Source organism: Microbacterium sp. 2216-1 (assembly GCF_046507855.1).
Lineage (GTDB): Bacteria > Actinomycetota > Actinomycetes > Actinomycetales > Microbacteriaceae > Microbacterium > Microbacterium esteraromaticum_C.
This window is the reverse complement of record NZ_JBKFTM010000001.1, coordinates 1,433,383-1,459,002: the sequence shown is the minus strand read 5'-3', so window position 1 is coordinate 1,459,002 and position 25,620 is coordinate 1,433,383. Positions and strand designations below refer to the sequence as shown.

Sequence of the window (25,620 nt, the reverse complement as noted above, 5' to 3'; positions counted from 1 at the left end):
CTCTTTCCGCGCGCTGGACGCGGAAAGAGCCCCTCAGAGTCGATGTCAGCTGTCGGCGTCGCGCTTCTGCGCGGCGAGAGCACGCTCGACGTCGGCGAGGTTCTCGTGCACCAGTCGGCGCAGCGCGGGCGCGGCGTCCTGGTTGTCGGACAGCCACGCACGCGTGGCGTCACGCAGCTCGACGCTGGCGAGCGAGCGCGGGTACAGACCCACGACCAGGTAATCGGCGATCTGGTAGGTGCGGCCCTCCCAGATCGGCAGCAGCATGTCGAAGTACGGCTGGATGAAATCGCCGAGCACGTCGACACCCGAGGGGTGCACGAAGCCGAATGCCGTGGAGCGCACGATCGTGTTGGGCTGGTCGGCGTTGTCGATCAGCGACGCCCAGGCGGCCTTCTTGTCGGCCGTCGTCGGCAGGGTCGCGCGAGCCTGTGCGGCCAGTTCGGCGCCCTTGGACGTGTTGTCGGCGGCGAGGGCCGCATCGATCGTCGTGGCGTCGGTGGCGCCCGCCGCGGCCAGACCGATGAGCAGCTGCCATGAGAGGTCTGCGTCGACGTCGAGCCCCGGCAGGGTGTCCTCACCCGAGCGCAGGCGTCCGATGATGCCAGCGTGCTCGGCAGTGGTGGCGGAGTTCGCGAAGGCCATCACCAGCTGCAGCTGGCTGTCGCTGCCGGACTCTGCCTGCTGAGCAAGCGCCCACAGTCCGTCGGCCACCTTTTCACGGGCCGCCGAACGCGTGGCCGGGTCGACGTACGATCCAGCGGCGAGCTGCAACTGGGCGAGCGTGGTGCGCACCGTGGTCGATTCGCTCTCGCGGCCGATGTTGCCCAGGACGAGGTCGATGTAGTCTCGTGCCGCGGTCTCGGCGTCGCGGGTCTGATCCCAGGCGGCGCCCCACACGAGCGAGCGCGCGAGCGGGTCGCTGATGTCGGCGAGGTGCTCGATCGCCGTGGCCAGCGACTGCTCGTCGAGGCGGATCTTCGCGTAGGCGAGGTCCTTGTCGTTCAGCAGCACCATGGCCGGACGCTTGAGGCCCTGCAGCTCGGGGATCTCGGTGCGGTCACCGTCGATGTCGACCTCGACGTAGTGGCTGCGCACGAGCGCGCCGCCGTCGAGGTCGTAGAAGCCGATGCCGAGGCGGTGCGGTCGGATCGTCGGGTAGTCGGCCGGTGCCGTCTGGGTGACGGCGAAGCGCGTGATCGTGCCCGAGGCGTCCTCGGCGATGACCGGGCTGAGCGTGTTCACGCCGGCAGTCTCGAGCCACTTCTCGGCCCAGCCGGTCAGCTCGCGGCCGCTGGTCTGCTCGAGTTCGACGAGCAGGTCGCTGAGCTCGGTGTTGCCCCAGGAGTGCTTCTGGAAGTACTGCGACACACCGGCGAAGAACGCCTCGATGCCCACCCAGGCGGTGAGCTGCTTGAGTACGGAGCCGCCCTTGGCATAGGTGATGCCGTCGAAGTTGACCTGCACGTCCTGCAGATCATTGATCTCGGCGACGATCGGGTGCGTGGAGGGCAGCTGGTCCTGACGGTAGGCCCAGGTCTTCTCCATCGCGTTGAAGGTGGTCCACGCCTCAGTCCACTCCGTAGCCTCGGCCGTGGCGATGGTCGACGCCCACTCGGCGAACGACTCGTTCAGCCAGAGGTCGTTCCACCACTTCATCGTGACCAGGTCGCCGAACCACATGTGTGCCAGTTCGTGCAGGATCGTCACGACGCGACGCTCCTTGACGGCGTCGGTCACCTTGCTGCGGAAGACGTAGGTCTCGGTGAAGGTGACGGCGCCGGCGTTCTCCATCGCACCGGCGTTGAATTCCGGTACGAACAGCTGGTCGTACTTCTCGAACGGGTAGGCGACGCCGAACTTCTCCTCGAAGTAGGCGAAGCCCTGGCGGGTCTTGTCGAAGATGTAGTCGGCGTCGAGGTGCTCCCACAGGCTCTTGCGGCCGTACACGCCGAGCGGGATGACCTTGCCCGACGAGCTGGTCAGCTCGGAGAACGTGGACTCGTAGGGGCCCGCGACCAGCGCGGTGATGTACGACGAGATGCGCGGCGTCGGCTCGAAGCCCCACGTCGCGGTCGCCGGGTCGTCATGCACGATCGGCTCGGGGGTGGGTGAGTTCGACACGACCTTCCACGCCGACGGCGCGGTAACGGTGAACTGGAACGTCGCCTTGAGGTCGGGCTGCTCGAACACGGCGAAGACGCGGCGTGAGTCGGGCACCTCGAACTGCGAGTACAGGTAGACCTCGCCGTCGACCGGGTCGACGAAGCGGTGCAGACCCTCACCGGTGTTGGTGTACAGGCAGTCGGCGTCGACGATCAGCACGTTCTCGGCCTGCAGGTCGCCGAGGGCGATGCGCGAGTCGGCGAAGGCCTGGCCGGGGTCGATCTGCTCGCCGTTGAGCGTGATCTCGCGCACGTCCTTCGCGATCAGGTCGATGAAGGTGTAGCTTCCGGGGGTTGCGGTGAAGCGCACGACGCTGCGGGAGCCGAACACCTCGGCGCCCTTCGTGAGGTCGAGCGAGACCTCGTAAGACTGCGTGTCGATGACGGAACGGCGCTCCTGCGCCTCGCTACGAGTGAGGTTTTCTCCAGGCACTGCTGTTATCTCCCATGGGTGGAGGGGTGTCGGCGTGCGTCGGCACTGCTGGCGCCGACGGCAACCATGACAGCCTACGCCAGCGGCGTGGTTGCGCCAGTAGGGACGCTCGCGCGCGCCGGTGTTCCGCGCTGTTTCATAGGAGCGGGTGCCATCATGGCGCCCGTGAACTCCCCAGAATCGGATGCCGTTTCCCATGCGTCCCCGGCTGCGGCCGCGGGCGCTCCGCACATCGAGACCCCTGTCGCCTACGACGCGATCCTGCTCGCGGGCTTCGGCGGGCCGGAGGGTCAAGAGGATGTCATTCCCTTCCTGCGCAATGTGACGCGGGGGAGAGGCATTCCCGATGAGCGGTTGGAAGAGGTCGCGCACCACTACCGCGCGTTTGGCGGAATCAGCCCGATCAATGCGCAGAACCGATCGCTGAAGGCAGCGTTGGAAGCCGAGCTCGCGGCCCGTGCCATCGACCTTCCGGTGTACTGGGGCAACCGCAACTGGGCGCCTTATCTGGAGGACGCTGTCGCCGAGGCCGCAGGCAACGGGCACACCTCACTGATCGCGTTCGCGACGAGTGCCTACAGCTCGTTCTCGAGTTGCCGGCAGTACCGCGAGGACTTCTCGCGTGTGCTCGATGGCACCGAGTACGACGGTGTGGTCACGATCGACAAGATCCGCCCGTTCTTCGATCACCCCGGGTTCGTGCAGGCGTTCGTCGAGGGAGTCGACGATGCCGTCCGCGCGCGTCTGGATGAAGGCATCGCGGCCGAGGCGATTCACGTGCTGTTCTCGACGCACAGCATCCCCACCGCGGATGCCCAGCGCTCGGGGCCGCGCGATGTGGACTGGGGCGACGGCGGCGCATACGCCGCGCAGCACGAGGCGGTCGCCGCCTGGGTGATGGAGCAGGTGGCTCGGCTCACACCGGCCGCGGCGGATGTGCCGTGGGAGCTCGTCTACCAGTCGCGTTCCGGCCCGCCGACCCAGCCGTGGCTCGAACCGGATGTGTGCGATGTGATCTCCGAGCTCCCGCAGCGCGGTCGCAGTGCGGTCGTGGTCGTGCCGGTCGGGTTCATGAGCGACCACATGGAGGTGCTGTGGGATCTCGACACCGAGGCGAAGGAGGCCGCTGACGAGGCGGGACTGCTGTTCGCCCGTACGCCGACGCCCGGCGTCTCGCCGGCGTTCGTTGCGGGAATCGTCGACCTGGTGCAGGAGCGCCTGGAAGGCCGGCCGGCTGGCGAGCGCGCCCATGTCACGGGTCTTGGACCCTGGTACGACGTGTGTCGCCCCGGATGCTGTGAGAACATTCGGGCGGGCTTCAAGCCGGCTGCCGCCGGGCTCGCCCCGTAGGCGGTGGGAGAGTCCGGCGTACGTAGGATGGACGGTATGCGCATCCATATCGCCACCGACCACGCCGGACTCGACTTCTCGACCCGCCTGCAGCAGCACCTGAGCGCCGCTGGGCACGATGTGATCGACCACGGCCCGGTGGAGTACGACGCGCTCGATGACTATCCCTCATTCTGCATTCGTGCGGCGCAGGCCGTCATCGCCGATCAGTCGGCGGGTGTCGAGGCGCTCGGCGTGGTGTTCGGTGGATCCGGCAACGGTGAGCAGATCGCGGCGAACAAGGTGCAGGGCATCCGCGCCGCCCTGGTGTGGAACGAATCGACGGCGGAGCTGGCACGCGAGCACAATGACGCCAATGTCATCTCGATCGGCGCGCGCCAGCACACGTTCGACGAGGTGACGTCGTTCATCGATCTGTTCATCGCGACCCCGTTCACGGGTGATGAGCGCCACGTGCGACGCATCGGCCAGATCGCCGACTTCGAGAAGGACGGGTCGCTGCTGCCCGATCCTCGTCGAGGAGAGGCCGGCGCCGCCGACGGGCCGCGCGCCTGACATGCCTGAGGGGCATTCCGTCCATCGCATCGCTCGGCAGTTCAGCCGCAACTTCGTGAACCTGCCGGTGGGTGCGTCCAGCCCCCAGGGGCGATTCGCCGAGGGCGCGAGTGTGCTCGACGGTCGCGAGATGCTGCAGGCGATGGCCGTCGGCAAGCAGATGTTTCTCGAGTTCGAGGATGCCGTGTGGTTGCGGGTGCACCTGGGACTGTACGGAGCGTGGGACTTCGCCGGTGAGATCGTTGCGGATGCCACCATTGCATCGGCGAACGGCCGCATGGGGCAGACCAACCAGCGCGGCACCGAACTCGACGCGGAGCCGGCTGAGGACGCGATCTTCGACGACGCCGGTGAGAACTCGTTGCGATCCATCGGGGCTCCGCGCAAGGCCCGTGTGCATGTTCGCATGTCGGAGCAGACGCGTGGGCTCGCCGACGACGGCGACGAGTGGCCGCCGCCCGTGGTGGGACAAGTGCGGTTGCGCTTGCTGACGAAGAGCACCTGCGCCGACCTGCGTGGGCCGACGGCGTGCGTACTGCAGACCCCGGATGAGATGCTGGCGACGGTGGCCAAGCTCGGTCCCGACCCGCTGGTCGGTGACCCGGCCGAGGGAGAAGAGCGTTTCGTGCGCGTGGTGCGACGCAAGCCCACACCGATCGCCCTGCTGCTGATGGATCAGGCGGTGGTGAGCGGGATTGGCAACGTGTACCGCGCCGAGATGCTCTTCCGCGCGCGCCTGGACCCGCACACACCCGGGCGCGAGGTGCCCGAGGAGGTCGTGCGCGAACTGTGGCGCGATTGGGTGAGGCTGCTGGCGATCGGCGTCGAGACCGGCCAGATGATGACCATGGATGGTCTGACGGGCGATGACTACCGCGCCGCGATGGCGAGTCGTGACGACCGTCACTGGGTTTATCATCGGGCGGGCCTGCCCTGTCGGGTCTGCGGTACCGAGATCGCGCTGGAAGAGATCGGAGCGCGCAAGCTCTACTGGTGTCCGTCCTGTCAGCGGTGACGGGAACCTGATCGTCGTCTGTGAGTAGGCCTGGGCGTCGGCTGTGAATAGGATGGCGTCATCCACTCGCAACGACGCGTCAGGAGAATACATGGACCTGTCAGAAATCGAGGGTTTCCTCGGATGGCTCAGCGGTGTCATCTGGGGACCCTGGGTGCTCATCCCGCTGCTGCTCGGCACCGGGCTCTACCTCACCATCCGCCTGGGTGGCATCCAATTCCTGCGACTCGGCGCAGCACTGCGGCTGGGGCTCTTCACACGCCGCGACCCCGGAGCCGACGGCGACATCTCGCAGTTCCAGGCGCTGACGACCGCGCTGGCAGCGACGGTCGGCACCGGCAACATCGTCGGCGTGGCGACCGCGATCGGAATCGGTGGCCCCGGTGCGCTGTTCTGGATGTGGATCACTGGGCTCGTCGGTATGGCGTCGAAGTACTCCGAGTCGTTCTTGGGCGTGCGGTTCCGCACCACCGACTCCGCCGGCGAGAAGAACGGCGGTCCGCAGTACTACCTTGAGCGCGGCATCCCGAACGGCTTCGGCAAGTTCCTCGCGATCTTCTTCGCCGTCGCCGCCGTGATCGCCAGTTTCGGTATCGGCAACATGACGCAGGGCAACTCGATCTCGGCGAACCTCGAGAACAGCTTCAGCGTTCCCACCTGGGTGACCGGTCTGGCGTTGACGATCTTCGCGCTGCTGGTGCTGGTCGGCGGCATCAAGTCGATCGGTCGCGTGACCGCCGGACTCGTGCCCGTGATGATCATCTTCTATGTACTCGGCGCCCTGTACATCCTGATCGCCAACATCAGCGGTGTGCCCGCGGCGTTCGCGCAGATCTTCACCGATGCCTTCACCGGTACCAGCGCCGTCGGCGGCTTCGCCGGTTCGGCGATCATCATCGCGGTGCAGTTCGGTGTCGCGCGCGGTATCTTCTCGAACGAGTCGGGCATGGGGTCGGCGGCCATCGCGGCTGCGGCGGCGAAGACCAGCCACCCGGTGCGTCAGGGCCTCGTGTCGATGACGCAGACCTTCATCGACACGATCATCGTCGTCACCTTCACCGGCCTGGTCATCATCACCACCGGCGTGTGGAACATGACCGATCCTGAGACCGGTGAGCAGATGAGCCCCGCTCTGATGACGGGTGAGGCGTTCTCGCACGGTCTGCCGGGCGAGTGGGGGCACTACATCGTGACGGTCGGTCTCGTGCTGTTCGCGAGCTCGACGATCCTCGGATGGTCGTACTACGGCGAGCGCAGCATCGAGCGTCTGCTCGGGCGTCGCGCGGTGATCCCGTTCCGCATCATCTTCTCGCTCGTTGTGTTCATCGGCTGCACCGTGCAGCTCGGTGTCGTGTGGGCGTTCTCGGACGTGATGAACGGCCTGATGGCACTGCCGAACCTCATCGGCTTGCTGGTGCTGTCGGGGCTGGTGGCACGCGAGACGAAGAAGTATCTCGACAACGACCCGAAGCTGACGGCCACGCCCGAGCAGGTTGCGGCGTTCATGCAGGGCGATCCTTCGTACGAGAACTGGAAGACGCAGGCGATCCGGGTCGTCGGCGGCAAGTAGTCGGATCCCGATCGGTCGGGTCGGTCATAGGCTGGGACGGTGCGCCAGAATCCCAGTTTCGCTATGACCGACCCGACCGAGATCCGTCGGGTGATCCAGCGCCACCCGTGGGCGACGATCGTCAGTGACGGCGATGACGGGCTCGTCGCCTCGCATTACGCGATCCTTCTCGATGAGGACCGCGACGACCTGACGATCGTCGGTCATGTCGGGCGCCCGGACGACCTGATTCATGGGCTGGGTTCCCGCGAGCTGCTGGTGACGTTCCAGGGCCCGCACGGCTACATCTCGCCGGGCTGGTACGGCGATGTTGCGGGCGTGCCTACGTGGAACTTCGTCTCGGTGCATCTGAGTGGGGTCCCCGAGATCCTCTCGGACGAAGAGAACTTGCGGGTGCTGGAGCGCATGACCGCCCTGTTCGAGAGCCGCCTGGCGGATCCGCGCGGTATGTGGACGCCGCCCAACGATGAAGCGTACGTGCAGCGGCTGGCCGCGGGGACGGTGGGTTTCCGGCTCACACCCACGAAGGTTGTCGCTAAGCGAAAGCTCAGTCAGAACCGTCCGCCTGAGACGGTCGAGCGGGTGCTGGAGCAATTGGAGGGCGACGGGCCCTACGCAGACGCTGCGTTGGCAGCTGAGATGCGTCGGGCGCACATCGCGCGCGTGGAGCACCGTTCGTGACGGCGCGTGGCGACCGGATCGACGTCGTGCGTGCTGTGCGGCTGACCGGCCCCGCTGCGCTCGCGTTCGGCGACGAGCCCGTCGACCTGATGATCGAGCGCGGGCGCATCGCCGATATCGCCCCGACCGGTGACCTGGCGGCCCATGGCGTCGTGCTGGACGGCCACGGGAGCCGGGTGCTGCCCGGCTTGTGGGACCACCATGTGCACACGGTGCAGTGGGCGCTCGATGCGGAACGGGTGCAGCTCGGCGAGGTGCGAAGCGCTGCGGAGGCCGCCCGTCTGATGGGCGCGGCCGCGCCGCTGTCGGATGGTCGGGTCGTCGGAGCCGGCATGCGTGATGCGCTGTGGCTCGATGCGCCCTCGTTGGCGGTGATCGACGCGGCATGCGCCGACCGGCCGACCTACCTCATCAACATGGACGTGCACAGCGTCTGGCTCAACTCCGCTGCATTCCGCCGGGAGGGCTTCGCCCCGACACCCGACGGGATGCTGCGTGAAGAGGACGCGTTCGAGATCTCGCGCCGATTGAACACGGCAGATGACGCGATGGCGGATGCCGCCGTGCGCCGCGCCGGAGAGCGCGCCGCGAGCCGCGGAGTCACCGGCATCGTCGACTTCGACATGGCGTGGAACGCCGACGCGTGGCAGCGGCGGGCGGAGGCCGGATTCGATGCACACCGGGTGGAGTTCGCCTTCTACGCGGCCAACCTGCAGCGCGCGATCGACGCCGGGCTGCGCACGGGGAACATCCTCGGCGGTACCGATGATCTGGTGCACGTCGGGCCGCTCAAGCTCATCACGGACGGGTCGCTCGGCACCCGCACCGCGGCCTGCTCACATGCGTACGGTGACGACCCGCAGAACTTCGGGGAGTTCACGATCGACCCCGAGCAACTGCGCGACTATCTGACGACGGCGACCGGCGCCGGTATCGAGGTGGCCGTGCACGCCATCGGCGACCGTGCGGTGGCATCCGCCCTCGACGCGTTCACCTACACGCAGGCGCGCGGCACGATCGAGCATGCGCAGCTCGTGCGTCACGCCGATCTGGCGCGCTTCGCGCGACTGGGCGTCGTGGCGAGCGTGCAGCCGACGCACGCGGTCGATGACCGCGACCTCGTCGGCTCGCTGTGGCAGCACCAGAGCGCGATCAGCCATCCGGTCGCCTCGCTGTTGAGTGCGGATGTCGCGGTGCGATTCGGGTCGGATGCCCCCGTGGCACCGCTGGACCCGTGGGTCACGATCGCCGCCGCCGTGCACCGCACGGGGGACGAGCGCGCTCCGTGGCATCCCGAGGAACAGGTACCGATCGGGACGGCGTTGCGCGCCAGTAGTCGCCATGGCATGACGGACCTCGAGATCGGCGGCACCGCGGATCTCGTCATCTGCTCCGAGGACCCGCTGACGGCCGACCGGGAGAGCCTGCGTCGGATACCCGTCGCAGCCACGCTGCTGGGCGGACGCCTGACGCACCTGGGCTGAGGGGCGGCCCCAGAGACGCGAACGCCCGCCTCGTGGAACCACGAGGCGGGCGTCGGCGTCTGTGCGTGTCAGGCGGCGATGTGCGAGATGAGGAACCAGCGGTCCTTCTCCAGACCGCGCTGGATCTCGATCGCGACGTCCTGGCTGGTCAGATCGACCTCGTCGAGGCCCTCGACAGCGGCCTTGATCTCGACCAGGGCGGCATCGATGTCGGCGATCACTGCGCGGACGAGGTCGTCCGAGCCGGCGAATCCGGCCGAGACCTGCGTCGGCGCTGCCTTGGCGGCGACCGTCGCGACGCGGGCGTCGATGGGCAGGCCGAGGGCGACGATGCGCTCCGCGGCCGTGTCGGCGAAGTCCATCGCGTGCGCGACGAGCGTGTCGAGGAACTCGTGCACGCCGACGAAGTTCGCACCGCGCACGTGCCAGTGCGCCTGCTTGCCGTTGACCACGAGAGCCTGCATGCTGTGCACGATCGGCGACAGGAACTGGGCGGCTGCCGCTGCGACGGTGGGGTCGACGGCGGTGGCGGGGATGGTCTTCGAATCGGTCATCGTGTTCCTCCTGCGTGGGTTTCCGGTGTCCACTGAAGACAACGCTACTCACCCTGAACCATTCCGCAAGCAAGCCTAGGCAAGGCTTACACGCCTGTTCAGCCGCGGAATTCCGCGGTTCTGAGGGTAGTCTCACCTACATGACCATCTCAGCCGCAGCCTCCGTCATCGCTCTCGCCGACCGCACACCCGCCCTCGCCGACGATGCCTTCGTCGCTGACGGTGCGCGTATCGTCGGCGCGGTCACCCTGGGGTCGCGTGCCAGCGTCTGGTACAACGCCGTCCTGCGCGCCGACTCGGCACCGATCACGGTCGGCGCCGACAGCAATGTGCAAGACAACGTCTCTGTGCACGTCGACTCCGGGCATCCGGCCGCCATCGGCGACAACGTCTCCATCGGCCACAACGCCGTCGTGCACGGTTGCACGATCGGCGACGGATCACTGATCGGCATGGGAGCCGTCGTGCTCAGTGGCGCCGTGATCGGCAAAGGGTGCCTGATCGCCGGAGGAGCGGTCGTGCTCGGCGGCACGGAAGTGCCAGACGGTTCCCTGGTCGCCGGCGTGCCCGCAAAGGTGCGTCGTGCCCTGACTGACGACGAGCGCGCCGGGCTGATCCGCAACGCCGAGATCTATCTCACGCACACCACGACTCACGCCACCGCCGTCGCACCGCACTGACCGTCGGCACCGCTAGGCTGGAAGATCTCGGGGCGGTGGCCAAGCTGGTGAAGGCAGTGGGCTCATAACCCAACGATCGCGGGTTCAAGTCCCGCCCGCCCTACAAATCCCTCTGCTCGAGTTTTTGCTTTCGGCGTAATGGGTCCATTCGAGACTTGGCTATGCGCCTGCAACGTTCGTGTACGACCGCATCCGGGAAGAGGCAGTACAACGTCTGCCGCGGGGCTTCGTTGGATTTGATTCTCAGTGGAACCCGCGATGTGGAAGCGCAACAAGAGCGCGGCTGGCTGGATCACCGGCAAGCGCAACTGATTGACTGATAGAACAGACATATTCTTCTTGTCAAGAATATGTCTGTTCTGTAATGTGTAGCCATGGCGGAGATGACCAGACTGCAGTTCGACATCCTGACGGCTCTAGCGCCGTCTCGGCGGCACGGGTACGCGCTTATCGAAGAGGTTGAGCGGATGACCAGGCGGAGGCCTGGTGTGGCCACCATGTACGCGGCATTGAACAAGTTGGAGAGCGCGGGCCTTGTCGCCCCGGCTGGCGACGAGATCGTGGCCGGGCGCGTACGGCGCTATTTCATGCTCACTCCTTCTGGCGTCGATGCCCTCGCCGAAGAGGCGAGTCAGATGGCCACCAGGTCACAGATCGCGATGCGATCCCTTGGCTCGAGAGGGGCAACTGCATGAATCTCCCTTCCCGCACCGTGGAGATGCCCAACGATCGCGTCCTGCGGGACATGCTCGCCGATGCAGAACACGATCGCCCAGAGCGGGCGTGGAAGGAATCAATCATGGCTGCAACATTCAGGGTTCGCTGGGTGGTGCCCGTTGTCTTGGCGGTGCTGAGCGCTGTTGTATCGACCGTAGCTGTCGCCTTCATTGCAAGCCCCGGTTTCCGTGATGGTCCAGAATCGTACGCGCGCATCGCTCTTGTGGGGATTGTGCCGGCGCTCGCCATTCTTGCGGTAGCGTGCGCCGCGCAGGCATCGTCGCGCGTTTTGCATGTTCGATGGCTGGCCGTGCTGCTGGGCGTCCTCGGTGCGGTCGCCACCAGCTTCACGTCCGAGCTCTGGTATGCCGGAGTCGACGGCGCGTGGATCCCGAACCCAGCACTGCTGATCTCGCTAGGTGCGTCAGTTCTGCTGTACGGCGGTGCATTGGCCGTCTTGATCGCACCTGCGCTCAAGGGGATGCCTGCCGCACTCGCCATTACTGTTCTTGGGCTGATCGTCCTCGCCGGCGGGAGCTTCGCCGTGTTCTTCGTCTTTCCTATGTTCGCCACAGTGCTCGTTGCAGTGGCGGCTATCGTCACGGTGCTTCTGATGCGTCGTGGCGAGCAGCGAAAGGTGTTCGTGGCGTCGGTGTGAGGCACTGCTTGTCCTGTCTGGAGCCCGCGCTTCTGTGATTGAAGACCCTTGTCTCACTGATCTTCACACGACGGCTCACCCACGTCTAAGACGCAGACAAACCAACCGCAGCCTCTACGCTCCAGGGGGATCTGCTTTCGATAGAGGTCTTTCGAGAGCTGTGCTGTGACGGTTGAGCGATTGCTCTTAGGCTTCGGGCATGGAGCAACCTCAAGAACTTGGATCTCGTCGAGTTAGGACGGAAAACACTCAACTGCGGGATGCCGGTGGGGCGAGATCTTCGCGGATGGCGGCTGATATCAAGACGCTGCGTGGTCTTAGTCATCCCGTGCGGATGGCTCTCGTCGATGCACTCCTTTTGGGGCCGTTGTCCGCGACTGACGCCGGTGAGGCGATCGGCGAGAGCGCCACCACGTGCTCGTTTCATCTTCGCCAGCTTGCGAAGTACGGGATGGTGGAGGTTCACGAGACGGGGCCGGGCAGGCGCAGAACGTGGAAGCTCATCGAAAAGCGCTGGCGGGTACCATCAGCCGTGCTCCGCGATGAGAGCGACCCGGTCGGGATGTACGAGGCAGTCCTTGACCGTTTCTTGGAGCAGGCGAGGAGCGCCGTGCTCTCTCTTGCCTACATCGACTCGAGCTGGGACGAGGCCTCGACGACATCACGGTCCCCGTTCTACCTCACCAAACAAGAGCTGGCTGACTTCAGCGCACATCTGACTCGACTTGTGCAGGCGTACAAGTCAAAGGTAGGCGAGCGAACACAGAATCCGGAGCTGCGGCCCCGCGGCAGTCGCCCCATCGAGGTGATCCTGTTCGCTGTCCCGGCAGCGGAGGAACCCAGTGAGTAGGCCGATCGCGCGAGTCTTGCACAATCGGCCGTACCTCATCTTTCTGGGGTCTCATGCGGCCGGCTCCCTCGGGCGCTCGATGATGCTGCTCGGCGCGGGGATCTGGGTGCAGAAGCTCACGGGAAGCGATGCGGGCGCCGCGCTGACCATCCTGTTCGCGCTTCTGCCCACGCTACTTTCACCTCTTGCGGGAGCAATCGTCGACCGAGTCTCTCGCCGCAAAACGCTCATCCTGCTGAACTTTGCCAGCGCAGCTTGCGTGCTTCCCTTGCTCTTTGTCCATGAGCCCGATCAGGTAGCCATTATCTACGTCGTGCTATTCGTCAACGGTATGATCTCCATGGCGATTCAACCCGCGCAGTCCGCCCAGCTCGTAGAACTGTCCTCCACGGAGGAGCTGCCTGCGATGAACGGGCTGCTTCGAGCGACATTGGAGTCTCTCAAGCTCGGCTCTCCCGCACTTGGGGCAGGGTTGTTTGTCCTCGCAGGACCTCAGACCGTCGTTGTCGCCCAGATCTCCTGTTCTGCAACGGCTGCGATCCTGATCTCATTGCTCCCACGCACTCCAATAGACTCGCTCGGCAAGCGTGCCGAAGGTGGAGCACCGGCCGTGTTCGGCCGAACGTTCTTTGACGGCTTTGCGCTCATCTTTCGGGATCCAGCGCTCTTGCGCTTGAGCACGGTCAGTTGCGTCTTCATGGCCTCAGCCGGCGTCAGTGAGTCCATCCGCTGGTCCGTTGTCTCACAGGGACTCGACGCCGGCTCGGAGTGGATGGGAGTGCTCCAAGTGGTGATGGGCATAGGGTCGATCACATTCGGAGTGCTGTCGATGCGAATCGTTGCCCACCTCGGCTCTCTCAAAGCAGCGGCGTTCTCTCTTGCACTCTTTGCAATCGGAACAGGCGCATGGACATCGAGCGCAGCACCGGTCATCTACCTCGGAGCGATCTTGGTGGGAGGCGGCGTGGCTATGGTCGTCGTATCGTCACTGGTTCTGCTTCAATCAACTGCAGCCGCAAACGAGCAGGGGAGAGTCTTCTCAGCATTTGAGCTTCTGACGACGGGGCCGCAGCTAGCTAGCATCGCCCTCGGCGCCTACCTCATTACTGTGGTCGACTACAGACTCATCGCGCTTTCCCTTGCGCTGATCAGCGCAGCTCTAGCCCTTGCAACGAGCATGCCGCTTCGGAACCGAGCGAAGTCATCGCGCATCCAAGGACGGCTGCGTCGTCCACGCTGATGACGCCACGGATTCGGAGTCCTTGGACTTGGATGGAGACGTCATAGCACTCGTGTGCTCAGACAGAGAAAGAGGCCGACGTAGCTATTCACTCCGTCAATCACCGAGGAAGGGCGCCAGTATCGCGGGGTGGGCCGAAGGCGGCGATGGCAGGGGGAGACAGTCGTGGAGGACACGGTAGTCCGACGAGGGCCAACCGCGGTCCCATCCACGCGGGCAGGTGCGTGTGGCCAGGAGCCAGTTCTAGTGGCGCAAGCACATGAGGTAGGGACGCGCGATGGTGGAGCGGATCGCTGAGAGCGTGCGTGGATTCGTCGTGTTGGCTTCTGCCCCTAAGGCAAGAGCCCCGCGGCATGGTGTCCGCGGGGCTCCGTTCCTCTGAGGTTGGGACTACTTGCTGTCTTCGTCGACCCAGTCCATCGACTTCGTGACGGCCTTGCGCCAGTTGCGCAGTTGGCGGTCGCGTTCGTCGGTGTCCATGGCGGGCTCCCATCGACGGTCTTCCTGCCAGTTGGCGGAGAGGTCGTCGAGGCCCTTCCAGAAGCCGACCGCGAGTCCAGCCGCGTAGGCCGCGCCGAGTGCGGTGGTCTCCGCGACGACCGGGCGAACCACCGGAACGCCGAGCACGTCTGCCTGGAACTGCATGAGGGCGTTGTTGGCGACCATTCCGCCGTCGACCTTCAGCTCGGTGAGGTCAACGCCGGCGTCGGCGTTGACCGCGTCGAGGACATCCCGGGTCTGAAAGGCGACCGCTTCGAGGGCCGCACGGGCGATGTGATTCTTGTTGACGTAGCGCGTCAGTCCGACAATGGCGCCGCGCGCATCGGGGCGCCAGTAGGGGGCGAACAGGCCCGAGAACGCCGGAACGATGTACACACCACCGTTGTCGGGAACGCTGGCGGCCAGCTCTTCCACCTGAGGTGCTTCGTCGATGATGCCGAGCTGGTCGCGGAGCCACTGGATCAGAGATCCGGTGACAGCGATCGACCCTTCGAGCGCGTAGTGCGCCGGGGCGTCGCCGAGCTTGTAACCGACCGTGGTGAGGAGTCCGTTCTTGGAGTGAACGATCTCTTCTCCGGTGTTGAAGATCAGGAAGCAACCGGTGCCGTAGGTGTTCTTGGACTCACCGGCCTGGAAGGCGGCCTGTCCGAAGGTGGCTGCCTGCTGATCGCCGAGGATGCCCGAGATCGGCGTCTCACGCAGCAGGGACGAGTCTTCGGCGTAGCCATAGACCTCGGACGACGACTTGATCTCGGGCAGCATCGAGCGCGGAACCCCGAACACCTCGAGGATGTCGTCGCGCCATTGCAGCGTCTCGAGGTCCATGAAGAGCGTGCGCGAGGCGTTGGTCACATCGGTCGCGTGAACGCCGCCGTCGACGCCACCGGTGAGGTTCCACAGCACCCAGCAGTCCGTGGTGCCGAAGAGAAGGTCTCCGGCCTCGGCAGCCTCGCGGGCTCCTTCGACGTTCTCGAGGATCCAGGCGATCTTCGTGCCCGAGAAGTAGGTCGCCAACGGAAGTCCGACGACGTCCTTGAACCGGTCGGTTCCACCGTCAGCGGCAAGGCGGTCGACGATGTCCTGGGTGCGGGTGTCCTGCCAGACAATGGCGTTGTAGACCGGTACGCCGGTCTTCTTGTTCCACACCACTGCGGTCTCACGCTGGTTGGTGATGCCGACCGTGGCGATGTCGTGACGCGTGAGATCAGCCCGTGCGAGGGCGACCCCGATCACCTCCTGGACGTTGTGCCAGATCTCTGCCGCGTCGTGCTCGACCCAGCCCGCCTGGGGCATGATCTGCTCGTGTTCCTTCTGACCGACCGAGATGATCGAGCCGGCGCGATCGAAGATGATCGCACGACTGGACGTTGTGCCCTGGTCGATGGCGATGACGTACTTGGACATGGAGTTCCTTTCGATGTGGCGGCGCCTCTCTGCGTCGCCGTGTGGAGAGTTGGATCGGACTCGGCAAGTCTTGGCCGAGCAACTGTCGCGGCCCCACGCGGGGGCGTGAGGTTGGCTGGAGCACGGGGGTCGTCCTCCAGCCAACCTGAGGATTACAGGGAGAGTAGCGCGGGAGCGGCGAACGCGGCGATTGCACCACCGACGAGCGGCCCAACCACGGGGACCCATGCGTAGCCCCAGTCGCTTGCGCCCTTGCCCTTGATCGGCAGGATTGCGTGGGCGATGCGCGGACCGAGGTCGCGAGCGGGGTTGATGGCGTAGCCGGTCGGTCCACCGAGGGACGCACCGATACCGACGACGAGAAGCGCCACGGGCAGCGCGGTCAGCGGGCCGAGGCCGCCGGGCACGCCGACGTTGACGTCGCCGTAGTCCGCGAACGCGAGGATGACGAACACCAGCACGAACGTCGCGAGCACCTCGGTGAGGAAGTTGGCGCCGTAAGAGCGGATCGCCGGTCCGGTCGAGAAGACTCCGAGCTTGTTCGCCGCCTCCGGTTCCTCATCGAAGTGCTGCCTGTAAGCCACCCAGCACAGGATCGCGCCGATGATCGCGCCGACCATCTCAGCGGCGAAGGCGACGAAGAACATCGTCGTGTCGATCGTGCCCGCGATGAGCAGACCGATCCCGACGGCGGGGTTGAGGATTGCGCCGGAGTACGCCGAAACGAGAACACCCGCGAACACGGCGAGGCCCCAGCCCCAGTTCACCATCAAGAAGCCGCCGGCGTTGCCCTTCGTCTTGGCGAGGGCGACGTTCGCCACAACACCACAACCGAGCAGCACGAGCATGCCCGTGCCCACCATTTCGGATAGGAAGTACAGTCCGAGATTGACGTCCATAGCTGTCGTCATTGACCTTTCGAGTTTGACCTCCCCGATGCCGTCAGGGCACGTCGAAGAGGCAGAAAAATGAGTAGTGATGGAGCCCGCACGACGAGGCGCCGGTGTGAGCAACCGCTCACGCGGAGATGACCGCACCTCCCTTCGCTGGGGCGGCGCGATGCGCTTCGCCGCGGAGGGTGACCGTGCGGTCGCGGAACTGCTGTGCGGCGGAGCGTGTCGTCGTTGAATGCTCGTTCATTCCGGACCTTTCGAGACTGTTCTCGAAACCATGCCGCGCCGCTGCACAGAACCGCAATTCTGATGCACGAACGTGCACGACACGCCTTTGTGCGACGGTGCGGCGCCCGTTCGGCGCTGAACGCGCCGTCATTTCGACGCGGAACGGGCACATTCGTGCACCAGCTATCGCCACGCTCGCGGGCTTCGTCTGCGATGCGCGGACCGGGATCGAGCCTGGGTCGCAGGCGCCGGAACGGTGCGGATGATCATCGGAAGCGACGAGTGGGTATCTCGAGGGGTATTTTGCGGGATCAGCGCAGTACTGCACCGATATTTCGGTTGGATGGGAGGCGCTGTCGGAAATCGGGGGCGGGGATTCTCCCTGCTTGCGGGCTGGTCATCCGACGCGCGGTCTGCGTGAGAATGAAGAGGGAGCATCGTGTCTCGAATGTGGGGGACCCGTCCGGATCGATCCGGGCATGTCGGCGAGGAACGACGCACCAATCTGGTTCGTGCGCTCGCACAAGTCGTCGTCGGAACGCTCGTCGTCGGGATGACCTCGGCCGCGTCGTTCGCCGTCGCCTCGCCGGCTCGGGCCGCCGAGGATGCGCTTCCGGTCGTGACCTGCACCTCGGATCCCAACATCTTCAATACCGGCTACGACGCTGCGACCGGTGGCGCGCTGCCGGCCGGCGCCATGGACGCGAACTGGCAGGTCGCCGGCGGTGAGGAGGGCTTCTTCCACCCGGATGGCACCGTCCCGCCCTCGGCGACGTCATTGCCTCCGTCCGATGCGCTCTGGGCTGACGCTGAAGTCGGAAATGTCGTTCCGCACGCATGGGTACAGAGCCCGAGCGCCAACGCGCAGTGGATCAGCGCGAACTTCAACGGCGTTGGCGGGGGGAACCAGACACAGGGCAATGGCGACTGGTACTACCGATTCCAGTTCGCTCTCGACGACACGGTGAACCCCGACGCGTTCGCGCTCACGATGAAGTGGTTCGCCGACAACAGCGTCGCGGGTGTCTGGGTGAATGGCATTTCGCAGACGGGCGCGAACCTGCCCCAGAGCCCGACGAATCCCTACTTTCACCCCGGTTTCCGTGCGGGCAACGAAGCCACCACCGTGCTCGACAACAGCTGGCTGACCGGTGCGAACACGATCATCGTGCAGATCAAGAGCTACTGGACCGCCGAGGGCTTCAACGCCCAGGTCGTGCCGACTCCGCTCTGCGCGGACTGGGGCGACGCCCCCGACAGCTATGGAACAACCGTCGAGCAGGATGGCCCGAACCACGCGCTGCTGGACGGCCTCACCCTCGGCACCACGATCGACGCCGAACTCGACGGACGCCCCGGTCCCGGCGCCGATGGCGATGACACCACGGGTATCGCGGACGAGGACGGCCTCGTCGGCTCGGTCGGGGTCGTTCCCGGCGAGCCGACCGACGTCAGCCTCGTCGTGACGAACGACACCGACGAGGTGGCTACGCTCGCCGGCTGGATAGACCTCGACAACAGCGGCACGTTCGATTCGAGCGAGCTCGCGACGATCGGCATCCCCGCCGGCAGCGGCACGGCCGAGCACACCCTCACGTTCCCCGCGGGGGCACCCTCCGGCGAGACCTTCGCCCGCTTCCGCTTGTTCACCGGCGCCATCGCCGCTCCGCTGCCGAGCGGCTCCGCCGCCGCCGGAGAGGTCGAGGACTACCCGGTCGGCTTCGCAGACCGAGCCCTTGAGATCGAGAAGACCACGACTCAGACGACAACCAGTCGCCCGGGCGACGTGATCGAGTACACGATCACGGCGACGAACACGGGCACTGCGGCCTTCACCGCTCTCAACCCCGCCGTTGTGATTGACGACATCCGGGGCGTTCTCGATGACGCGGTGTACAACAATGACGCCACGGTGTCCGTTGCAGGCACACCGTCGTACCTCGATCCCGGCTTCCTGTCGTGGAGCGGGGCACTGCCGGCGGGTGCGTCGGTTGCCATCACCTATACGGTGACCCTTGCGGGCGGCGGCGACGGCATTGTGCGCAACGTCGCCTGGCAGCCCGAGACACCTCCGACCCCGGGAACACCGCCGACGGACGTCCCGACCTGTGACTCCACGGACGACGACGGCAACGACGAGGCGACCGGTGAGCGCTGCGCGGCCACCGAGAACCTTCTGCCGCGCCTCACAGTCGAGAAGTCGGCCGACACGGTTGATCTGCCGACGGACGGGACGAGCGTCACCTACGAGATCGTCGTGACGAACGAGGGCCCCGGTGCCTTCACCGATGCTCGCCCGGCGACCTTCGTCGATGATCTGTCGGCTGTACTCGATGACGCGGCGTACAACGCTGACGCCTCGGCGACGTCGGGCGACGTCTCGTTCTCGGCGCCCGAGCTCAGATGGGAAGGAGCACTCGGCGCCGGTGACTCAGCGACGATCAGATACACGGTGACGTACGATGCATCGGCGGGTGACAACGTGCTCGTCAACACCGTGTGCGTGCCCGAGAGCGATGCTCTCGACCCGGCTGCCGCGTGTGACGTCGTGCAGATCCCCGCAGCCGCGCTCGAGACGGGCAAGACGGTCGACCCGGCGAACGGTACGGCCGTCGTCGCGGGTCAGGAGCTCACATACACCCTGTCGTTCACCAACGTCGGCCAGGCTCCTGCAGCTGTCGACGCGCTCGACACACTCACCGATGTGCTCGACGATGCCGAGATGACCGCAGGGCCGATCGCCGATGACGGTCTGACTGCCGCACTCGCCGACGATGAGCTTGCGATCACAGGAGAGGTGCCGGTCGGTGAGACGCTGACGGTCCGCTACACCGTGACGGTCAAGGCGTTCGATGAGCAGGGCGACCACATGCTCAGCAACGTTCTCAGCACGGGTGACGGAACCTGCCCGCCCACCGGTTGCGAGACCACCGAGAACCCGGTGCGGCACTACGCAGTGTCGAAGGGTATCGCCGCGTCGACACCCGAGACCGTGAGTCCCGGCGACATCGTCACCTATACACTCACGATCACCAACGACGGCACCGCCGCCTACACCTCCGCCACCCCCGCGACGTTGAGCGATGATCTGTCGGCGGTGCTCGACGACGCGACTCTTTCCGGCACACCGACCGCCTCGGTCGTCGGCCAGCCCGGAACCGTTCTGCCGGCACCGGCTTTCACCACCCCGAACCTGAGCTGGTCGGGACCGATCGCCGTCGGCCAGACCGTCGCCATCGCATACTCGGTCACCGTGAACGATCCGCGCAGCGGCGATGGCTCGCTCAAGAACACGGTCATTCCGACCGGCCCCGGTGGCGAGTGCTCCGCGGGCGAGTGCAGCACCGTCACACCGCTCCAGTTCCACACGGTGACGAAGTCGTCGTCTGCGACGAGTGCGGTGCCCGGCGACACCGTCACCTACACGATCACCGTCGACAACGACAGTGCGGTCGACTACACGGCGGACGCCCCGGTATCGCTCACCGACGATCTGTCGGAGGTGCTCGACGATGCGACCTACAACGATGACGCGACGAACGGTGCGACGGTTGCGGGCAGCACTCTCTCGTGGGAGGGGGCACTCCCTGCGGGATCGCGGATCACCATCGTCTACTCGGTGACGATCAACGACCCGATGACCGGCGACGGCGTTCTCACCAACACGGTCGTCCCGGAGAGCCCCGGCGGCGCATGCCAGCCTGAGGCTTGCGACACGGTCACAGCGGTGCAGGCGTACACCGTGGTCAAGACGGCTTCAGCCGACACCGCAGAGCCCGGCGGCACGATCACCTACCGGGTGACGGTGACCAACACGGGCACCGTCGACTACACCCCCGAGAATCCGGCCTCGTTCGCCGATGATCTCTCCGCGGTGCTCGACGATGCGACCTACAACGACGACGCCGACAACGGTGCGATCTACGCCGAGCCGACGTTGTCCTGGTCGGGCGCGCTGGCAGCCGGAGACGCGATCACGATCACGTACTCGGTGACGGTCAATGCGCCGAACACCGGTGACAACGAGATCACGAACGCGGTCGTCCCGACCGGGATCGGCGGATCATGTGACGCAGCGGGTGGATGCTCGACAACCACCGATGTGCAGTCGTACACCGTTGCGAAGTCGGCGTCGGCGACGTCCGTCCAATTGGGCGGAACCATCACCTACACGGTGACGGTCGTCAATACTGGTGCGGTCGATTACACGGCCGCGGCTCCGGCATCCTTCACCGACGACCTCTCGGCGGTGCTCGACGACGCGACGTACAACGGCGACGCGACCAACGGCGCGACGATCACGAGCAACACGCTCGCGTGGTCGGGGGCGGTGGCGGTCGGCGAGTCGATCGACATCACGTATTCGGTGACCGTCAACGCCCCGAACAGCGGAGACAACGTGCTCACCAACGTTGTCTTCCCGACTGGTCCGGGCGGATCGTGCGACCCCGAAGAGGTGTGTGAGGCGATCACCCCGGTGCAGTCGTTCACCGTGACGAAAACCGCGGATGCCACCGACGTGACTCCCGGTGACACGGTGACGTACACGCTCGAGATCGTCAACACCGGCCAGACGGCCTACACGGCCGCCGATCCGGCGACCCTGACGGATGACCTGTCAGCGGTGCTCGACGACGCGACCTACAACGGCGACGCGACGGGCGGCGCCACATACACCGCACCCGAGCTGTCATGGGAAGGCGCACTGGCGGTCGGTGAGGCCGTCACCGTCACGTACTCCGTGACCGTCAACGATCCGATCACCGGGGACAGCCAGCTGAACAATGCTGTCGTCACCGAGAACGGTGGAAACTGCGCGTCCGGATCGACCGACCCGGCATGTGTCGAGAACGTGCCCTCGGGGTCGTTCACGGTCGCGAAGACGTCCTCGGCCGTCACCGCGCTGCCCGGCGACGTCATCGTCTACACGGTCACCGTCACCAACACCGGCGCGATCGCGTACACCGACGACGAGCCGGCTTCCTTCGACGACAACCTCGCGAACGTCCTCGACGACGCGACGTACAACGATGACGCCTCGAACGGAGCCACTGTCTCCGCTACGACGCTCGCCTGGGAGGGGCCGCTTGCCGTCGGCCAGACCATCGAGATCACCTACTCGGTCACCGTGAGTGAGCCGGGCGCAGCGGCCGGCGACCTCAATCTCGGCAACATCGTCGTCCCGACGTCTCCGGGTGGCGGGTGCGACCCCGAGAGCACGTGCACCACCGGAACTCGTATCGGTCAGTTCCAGGTCTCGAAGACCTCGTCGGGTTCTGGCGAGGTGATTGAGGGGGACGTGCTGACGTACACGATCAGCGTGGTCAACAACAGCGCCGTCGACTTCACCGACGCCGACCCCGCCTCGTTCAGCGATGACCTGTCGGCCGTGCTCGATGATGCGACATACAACGAGGACGCCACAGAGGGGGCGTCGGTCGATGCCGCGACACTCCGCTGGGAGGGGCCGCTCGCGGCCGGGTCCACGACGACGATCACCTACTCGGTGACTGTCAACGCGACTGGTGATGGCGATGGCATCCTGACGAATGCGGTCGTGCCTGGCAACGGCGGGACCTGTGTCGGCGAGTGCTCGACAGTGGATGCGCTGCGGGCCTACACGGCTTCGAAGACGTCCTCGGCCGCAGGAGAGGTGACCGAGGGGGATGTGGTCACGTATGCGATCACGCTCACGAACACCGGGGCTGTCGACTACACCGATGCGATGCCGGCGTCGTTCAGCGATGACCTGTCTGCGGTGCTGGATGATGCGTCGTACAACGACGATGCATCCGCCGGCGCGACCGTTGTCGGCGACGCGCTGACGTGGTCGGGTGCTCTCGCCACCGGAGCAACGGTCGAGATTAGCTACTCGGTGACCGTTCTCGCTGCCGGGAATGGCGACGGTGTGCTCACGAACGCGGTCGTTCCCACCGGTGTCGGCGGCGGCTGCGAGTCGGCGGAGGAATGCTCGACCACGGACAGGATTCGCTCCTTCACCGTCGACAAATTGGCCTCGAGCAGCACGGTCGGCAGCGGTCAGGTGCTCACCTACACGGTTGTCGTGACGAACACGGGTGCCCTGCCGTTCACGGCGGAGAACCCGGCCGAGTTGACCGATGATCTCTCCGACGTCCTCGATGATGCGTCGTACAACGGTGACGCATCCAACGGCGCGATGTACGCCGACCCGGTTCTTTCGTGGGCTCTGACGATCCCTGTAGAGGAGAGCGTCATCGTCACCTACTCAGTGACAGTCGCGGAAGAGCGCAGCGGAGATCTCCGGTTGGTCAATGCGGTAGTCCCGGGTGTCGGCGGTGCGTGCCTCGATGAGGGGTCGTGCACTACTGTCACTCCGGTGCGCGGTTACGTCGTCACCAAGACCGTCGACGCGACCTCGACGGGGCTCGGCCAGGTTGTGAGCTACACGATCGAGATCGAGAACACCGGAGCAGTCGATTACACCGAGGCGGCGCCCGCGTCGTTCGCCGACGACCTCTCTGAGGTGCTCGACGACGCGACCTACAACCACGACGCGACGGCCGGTGCGACCTACGCCGAGCCGGCGCTCAACTGGTCGGGTCCGCTCGCCGTCGGCGAGGTCGTCACGATCTCGTACAGCGTCACGGTCAACGAAGCCGCGTCCGGGGACCGGGAACTCGTCAACTCGGTCGTTCCCGGTGACGGACAGTCCTGTCTGGATGCCTGCCGGACGCTGACGGAGATAGATGTTCCTGGCGCACCGCCCCTGGCGACCACGGGCATGAATCCGTGGATCCTGGGTGGCGGGCTGGGGATCGCGGCGCTTGCGATCCTCGCCGGACTCTCTCTGCTCCTCGGTAGCCGCCGTCACAACACGACCGCATAATCGAGAAGCGAAAGGACAGGTGACGGGTGGAACCCGAAGGATCCACCCGTCACCGAATCCGTGACATGTCACTCACACATCTCCCAAGGGTCGTCTCCCGTGCGGCCGTACTCACATTCCTGCTCGCGATGCTCGGGTCGACCGGGATCGGTGCCGCCCACGCCGCGGCCGACGAGCAAGCCACGCCGAGCATCGCGGTGACGCTGACCAGCGGCGTGGAGTCCCTGGGCGCCGGGGACGAGCTCACCTACAGCGCTGAGATCACGAACCGGGGTGAGGCGCTGCAGGTGAGGGTGGTGCTGACCCCACCGGAGTTCGTGACGGTCGGATCTCTCGCTGGCGCTGAGGTCGAGGACAACGAGGTGACCTGGTCGCTCACGCTCGCCGCGGCAGAGGCGACGGCGATCGAGATCCCCGTGACAGTCGGCGACATTCCCGTCGGCGAGCGGCGTGCGACCGCGCTCTTGAGTGTCTACCTCGGTGATTCGACGCGCCCGCTCGTGCGCACTGCATCTGCTGACCTGATCGACGGCGTCGATGATGAGCAGACCGTCGCAAGCTCATGGCCGACCGTGCTGTTCTGGGGTGGCACCGGGCTGGCGGTCGTGCTCGCGATGGTCGCGATCGCGCTCATTCTGCTGCTGCGGCGGCGTCGCGCTGAGGTGCAGGTATAGGAAGGGTGCCGGGCGTAAGACAAGGGCTTGCTCATCGTGCTACTTTGCGAGGCGCGATCCTGACGTCACACTGATGAGATGAGTCGTGAGCAGAAGGCGGGACGAGCGACCGGATCAGCCCATGCAGGTCGCCGTGACGCGGCCGGTCTCATCCTGAGACGCGTCGCGCGCGGCTTCTTCCGCACGGCCGCGCCGGATGCCGCAGCCGGGCAGACTTTCTACGCGCTGCTCAGCATCGTGCCGACGCTCATCGCGGTGTTCTCACTGATCAGCCTGGCGGGCGACAAGGATGACGGTATGCGCGCGGCGCTGGATGCCGCACGCGAGATGTTGCCCCCGGATGTGTACGCCGGTATCGATGGCCCGCTGCAGGAGGCGGCGACCGCCGCGGGGTCGGGGTGGGTGCTCGTCTCGGCACTGGTGATCGCGTTGTGGTCGGTGGCACGCTACGTCACAGCGCTCGGACGGGCGATCAATCGCATCTACGGTGTGCCGGAAGGGCGGATGCCCTGGAAGGCCAAGCCTGTGCACCTGCTGGTGACGGCGGCGGTATTCGCGCTGGTGTCGGCCGCGGGCGGTGTCGCGGCGCTCAGCTGGCCTCTCGTGCAAACGCTCGGTCGCACCTTCGGTGTCGGCGACCTGGCACTCCAAACCTGGCGTTTCGCGCGGTGGCCCGTTCTCGTCCTGCTGGTGGTACTGATCATCGCGATTCTTTACTATTTCGCGCCCAACATCGCCCACGCGCACTTCCGGCTGGTGAGCGTGGGCGCGATCATCGCGGTGGCTGTGTTCGCTGTAGCATCCGCCGGTCTCGGTTTCTACGTCAGCAACTTCGCCGACTACGACCGCATCTACGGGTCGTTCGCCGGCGTGATCATCTTTCTGCTGTGGCTCTGGATCGGAAACATGGCGCTCCTACTCGGAGCGCTGTTCGACGCCGAACTGGAGCGCGTGCGCGAACTGCGCGCGGGGATTCCCGCGGAGCGCGACCTGCAGGTCGCGCTCCGCGATACCGAGCGGATCGAACGAGCCGCGGCCCGCGACGTCGAGGAGGAGCAGGCCGCCCGCCGTCTGCGACGCTCGCGCCGCTGACGGCCGCG

The 25,620-nt window shown here is 65.9% G+C and carries 18 protein-coding genes and 1 tRNA gene; 15 read left to right on the top strand and 4 right to left on the bottom strand.

The window, feature by feature from the left end:
* Nucleotides 1-45: 45 nt before the first annotated feature.
* Nucleotides 46-2,598 (bottom strand): aminopeptidase N, encoded by a 2,553-nt coding sequence (pepN, locus tag ACLD0U_RS06755; RefSeq protein ID WP_206820430.1) that lies wholly within the window; start codon nt 2,596-2,598, stop codon nt 46-48.
* Between the two features lie 156 nt (nt 2,599-2,754).
* Between pepN and ACLD0U_RS06750 the strand changes: the two genes are divergently transcribed.
* From ACLD0U_RS06750 to ACLD0U_RS06725, 6 genes are all read left to right on the top strand, one after another.
* Nucleotides 2,755-3,948, top strand: a complete 1,194-nt coding sequence (locus ACLD0U_RS06750; protein ID WP_206823935.1) for a ferrochelatase — start codon at nt 2,755-2,757, stop codon at nt 3,946-3,948.
* 36 nt (nt 3,949-3,984) lie between these two features.
* Entirely contained in the window at nt 3,985-4,503 is a 519-nt protein-coding gene (locus ACLD0U_RS06745) for a ribose-5-phosphate isomerase (RefSeq protein ID WP_206549706.1), read from the top strand.
* Nucleotide 4,504: 1 nt separating this feature from the next.
* On the top strand, nt 4,505-5,518 hold the full coding sequence (locus ACLD0U_RS06740; protein ID WP_179410694.1) for an Fpg/Nei family DNA glycosylase: 1,014 nt from the start codon (nt 4,505-4,507) through the stop codon (nt 5,516-5,518).
* A gap of 91 nt (nt 5,519-5,609) precedes the next feature.
* On the top strand, nt 5,610-7,088 hold the full coding sequence (locus ACLD0U_RS06735; RefSeq protein ID WP_179410695.1) for an alanine/glycine:cation symporter family protein: 1,479 nt from the start codon (nt 5,610-5,612) through the stop codon (nt 7,086-7,088).
* A gap of 39 nt (nt 7,089-7,127) precedes the next feature.
* Nucleotides 7,128-7,769, top strand: a complete 642-nt coding sequence (locus ACLD0U_RS06730; RefSeq protein ID WP_224817907.1) for an FMN-binding negative transcriptional regulator — start codon at nt 7,128-7,130, stop codon at nt 7,767-7,769.
* On the top strand, nt 7,766-9,253 hold the full coding sequence (locus ACLD0U_RS06725; RefSeq protein WP_410340147.1) for an amidohydrolase: 1,488 nt from the start codon (nt 7,766-7,768) through the stop codon (nt 9,251-9,253). Before ACLD0U_RS06730 ends, ACLD0U_RS06725 begins: the two co-directional genes overlap by 4 nt.
* Before the next feature lie 68 nt (nt 9,254-9,321).
* Here ACLD0U_RS06725 and ACLD0U_RS06720 read toward each other — a convergent pair whose 3' ends face one another.
* Nucleotides 9,322-9,807, bottom strand: a complete 486-nt coding sequence (locus ACLD0U_RS06720; RefSeq protein WP_179410697.1) for a Dps family protein — start codon at nt 9,805-9,807, stop codon at nt 9,322-9,324.
* Between the two features lie 140 nt (nt 9,808-9,947).
* Between ACLD0U_RS06720 and ACLD0U_RS06715 the strand changes: the two genes are divergently transcribed.
* From ACLD0U_RS06715 to ACLD0U_RS06690, 6 genes are all read left to right on the top strand, one after another.
* Nucleotides 9,948-10,487, top strand: coding sequence for a gamma carbonic anhydrase family protein (locus ACLD0U_RS06715; protein WP_410340146.1), 540 nt, complete (start codon nt 9,948-9,950; stop codon nt 10,485-10,487).
* Nucleotides 10,488-10,516: 29 nt separating this feature from the next.
* Nucleotides 10,517-10,590: transfer RNA gene (locus ACLD0U_RS06710), tRNA-Ile, on the top strand.
* Nucleotides 10,591-10,861: 271 nt separating this feature from the next.
* On the top strand, nt 10,862-11,182 hold the full coding sequence (locus tag ACLD0U_RS06705) for a PadR family transcriptional regulator (RefSeq protein ID WP_410340145.1): 321 nt from the start codon (nt 10,862-10,864) through the stop codon (nt 11,180-11,182).
* The gene (locus ACLD0U_RS06700) at nt 11,179-11,862 is read left to right on the top strand and encodes a hypothetical protein (RefSeq protein ID WP_410340144.1); all 684 of its coding nucleotides are present in this window, start codon (nt 11,179-11,181) and stop codon (nt 11,860-11,862) included. The genes ACLD0U_RS06705 and ACLD0U_RS06700 overlap by 4 nt, the downstream gene beginning before the upstream one ends.
* Nucleotides 11,863-12,061: 199 nt before the next feature.
* Nucleotides 12,062-12,712, top strand: coding sequence for a winged helix-turn-helix domain-containing protein (locus ACLD0U_RS06695; protein WP_410340143.1), 651 nt, complete (start codon nt 12,062-12,064; stop codon nt 12,710-12,712).
* Nucleotides 12,705-13,952, top strand: a complete 1,248-nt coding sequence (locus ACLD0U_RS06690; protein WP_410340142.1) for an MFS transporter — start codon at nt 12,705-12,707, stop codon at nt 13,950-13,952. Before ACLD0U_RS06695 ends, ACLD0U_RS06690 begins: the two co-directional genes overlap by 8 nt.
* 390 nt (nt 13,953-14,342) lie before the next feature.
* Here the strand turns inward: ACLD0U_RS06690 and glpK are convergent, their stop codons facing one another.
* Complete coding sequence (gene glpK, locus ACLD0U_RS06685) at nt 14,343-15,857, bottom strand: glycerol kinase GlpK (protein ID WP_179410699.1); 1,515 nt, start codon at nt 15,855-15,857, stop codon at nt 14,343-14,345.
* 152 nt (nt 15,858-16,009) lie between these two features.
* Entirely contained in the window at nt 16,010-16,768 is a 759-nt protein-coding gene (locus tag ACLD0U_RS06680) for an MIP/aquaporin family protein (RefSeq protein ID WP_410340141.1), read from the bottom strand.
* 658 nt (nt 16,769-17,426) lie between these two features.
* On the opposite strand from ACLD0U_RS06680, the gene ACLD0U_RS06675 reads away from it, so the two are divergent.
* The 3 genes from ACLD0U_RS06675 (at nt 17,427) to ACLD0U_RS06665 (ending at nt 25,612) form a co-directional block, all read left to right on the top strand.
* Entirely contained in the window at nt 17,427-23,846 is a 6,420-nt protein-coding gene (locus ACLD0U_RS06675) for a GEVED domain-containing protein (protein WP_410340276.1), read from the top strand.
* Between the two features lie 65 nt (nt 23,847-23,911).
* Complete coding sequence (locus tag ACLD0U_RS06670; RefSeq protein WP_410340140.1) at nt 23,912-24,520, top strand: hypothetical protein; 609 nt, start codon at nt 23,912-23,914, stop codon at nt 24,518-24,520.
* A gap of 78 nt (nt 24,521-24,598) precedes the next feature.
* On the top strand, nt 24,599-25,612 hold the full coding sequence (locus ACLD0U_RS06665) for a YihY/virulence factor BrkB family protein (protein ID WP_410340139.1): 1,014 nt from the start codon (nt 24,599-24,601) through the stop codon (nt 25,610-25,612).
* Nucleotides 25,613-25,620: the final 8 nt, after the last annotated feature.

Coding starts and splice junctions, on each gene's coding strand:
- ACLD0U_RS06750 (WP_206823935.1), top strand. CDS start 2,755: ATGGCGCCCGTGAACTCCCCAGAATCGGATGCCGTTTCCCATGCGTCC.
- ACLD0U_RS06740 (WP_179410694.1), top strand. CDS start 4,505: ATGCCTGAGGGGCATTCCGTCCATCGCATCGCTCGGCAGTTCAGCCGC.
- ACLD0U_RS06735 (WP_179410695.1), top strand. CDS start 5,610: ATGGACCTGTCAGAAATCGAGGGTTTCCTCGGATGGCTCAGCGGTGTC.
- glpK (WP_179410699.1), bottom strand. CDS start 15,857: ATGTCCAAGTACGTCATCGCCATCGACCAGGGCACAACGTCCAGTCGT.
- ACLD0U_RS06705 (WP_410340145.1), top strand. CDS start 10,862: ATGGCGGAGATGACCAGACTGCAGTTCGACATCCTGACGGCTCTAGCG.
- ACLD0U_RS06720 (WP_179410697.1), bottom strand. CDS start 9,807: ATGACCGATTCGAAGACCATCCCCGCCACCGCCGTCGACCCCACCGTC.
- ACLD0U_RS06695 (WP_410340143.1), top strand. CDS start 12,062: ATGGAGCAACCTCAAGAACTTGGATCTCGTCGAGTTAGGACGGAAAAC.
- ACLD0U_RS06675 (WP_410340276.1), top strand. CDS start 17,427: ATGTGGGGGACCCGTCCGGATCGATCCGGGCATGTCGGCGAGGAACGA.
- ACLD0U_RS06665 (WP_410340139.1), top strand. CDS start 24,599: ATGAGTCGTGAGCAGAAGGCGGGACGAGCGACCGGATCAGCCCATGCA.
- ACLD0U_RS06715 (WP_410340146.1), top strand. CDS start 9,948: ATGACCATCTCAGCCGCAGCCTCCGTCATCGCTCTCGCCGACCGCACA.
- ACLD0U_RS06680 (WP_410340141.1), bottom strand. CDS start 16,768: ATGACGACAGCTATGGACGTCAATCTCGGACTGTACTTCCTATCCGAA.
- ACLD0U_RS06745 (WP_206549706.1), top strand. CDS start 3,985: ATGCGCATCCATATCGCCACCGACCACGCCGGACTCGACTTCTCGACC.
- ACLD0U_RS06670 (WP_410340140.1), top strand. CDS start 23,912: ATGTCACTCACACATCTCCCAAGGGTCGTCTCCCGTGCGGCCGTACTC.
- ACLD0U_RS06700 (WP_410340144.1), top strand. CDS start 11,179: ATGAATCTCCCTTCCCGCACCGTGGAGATGCCCAACGATCGCGTCCTG.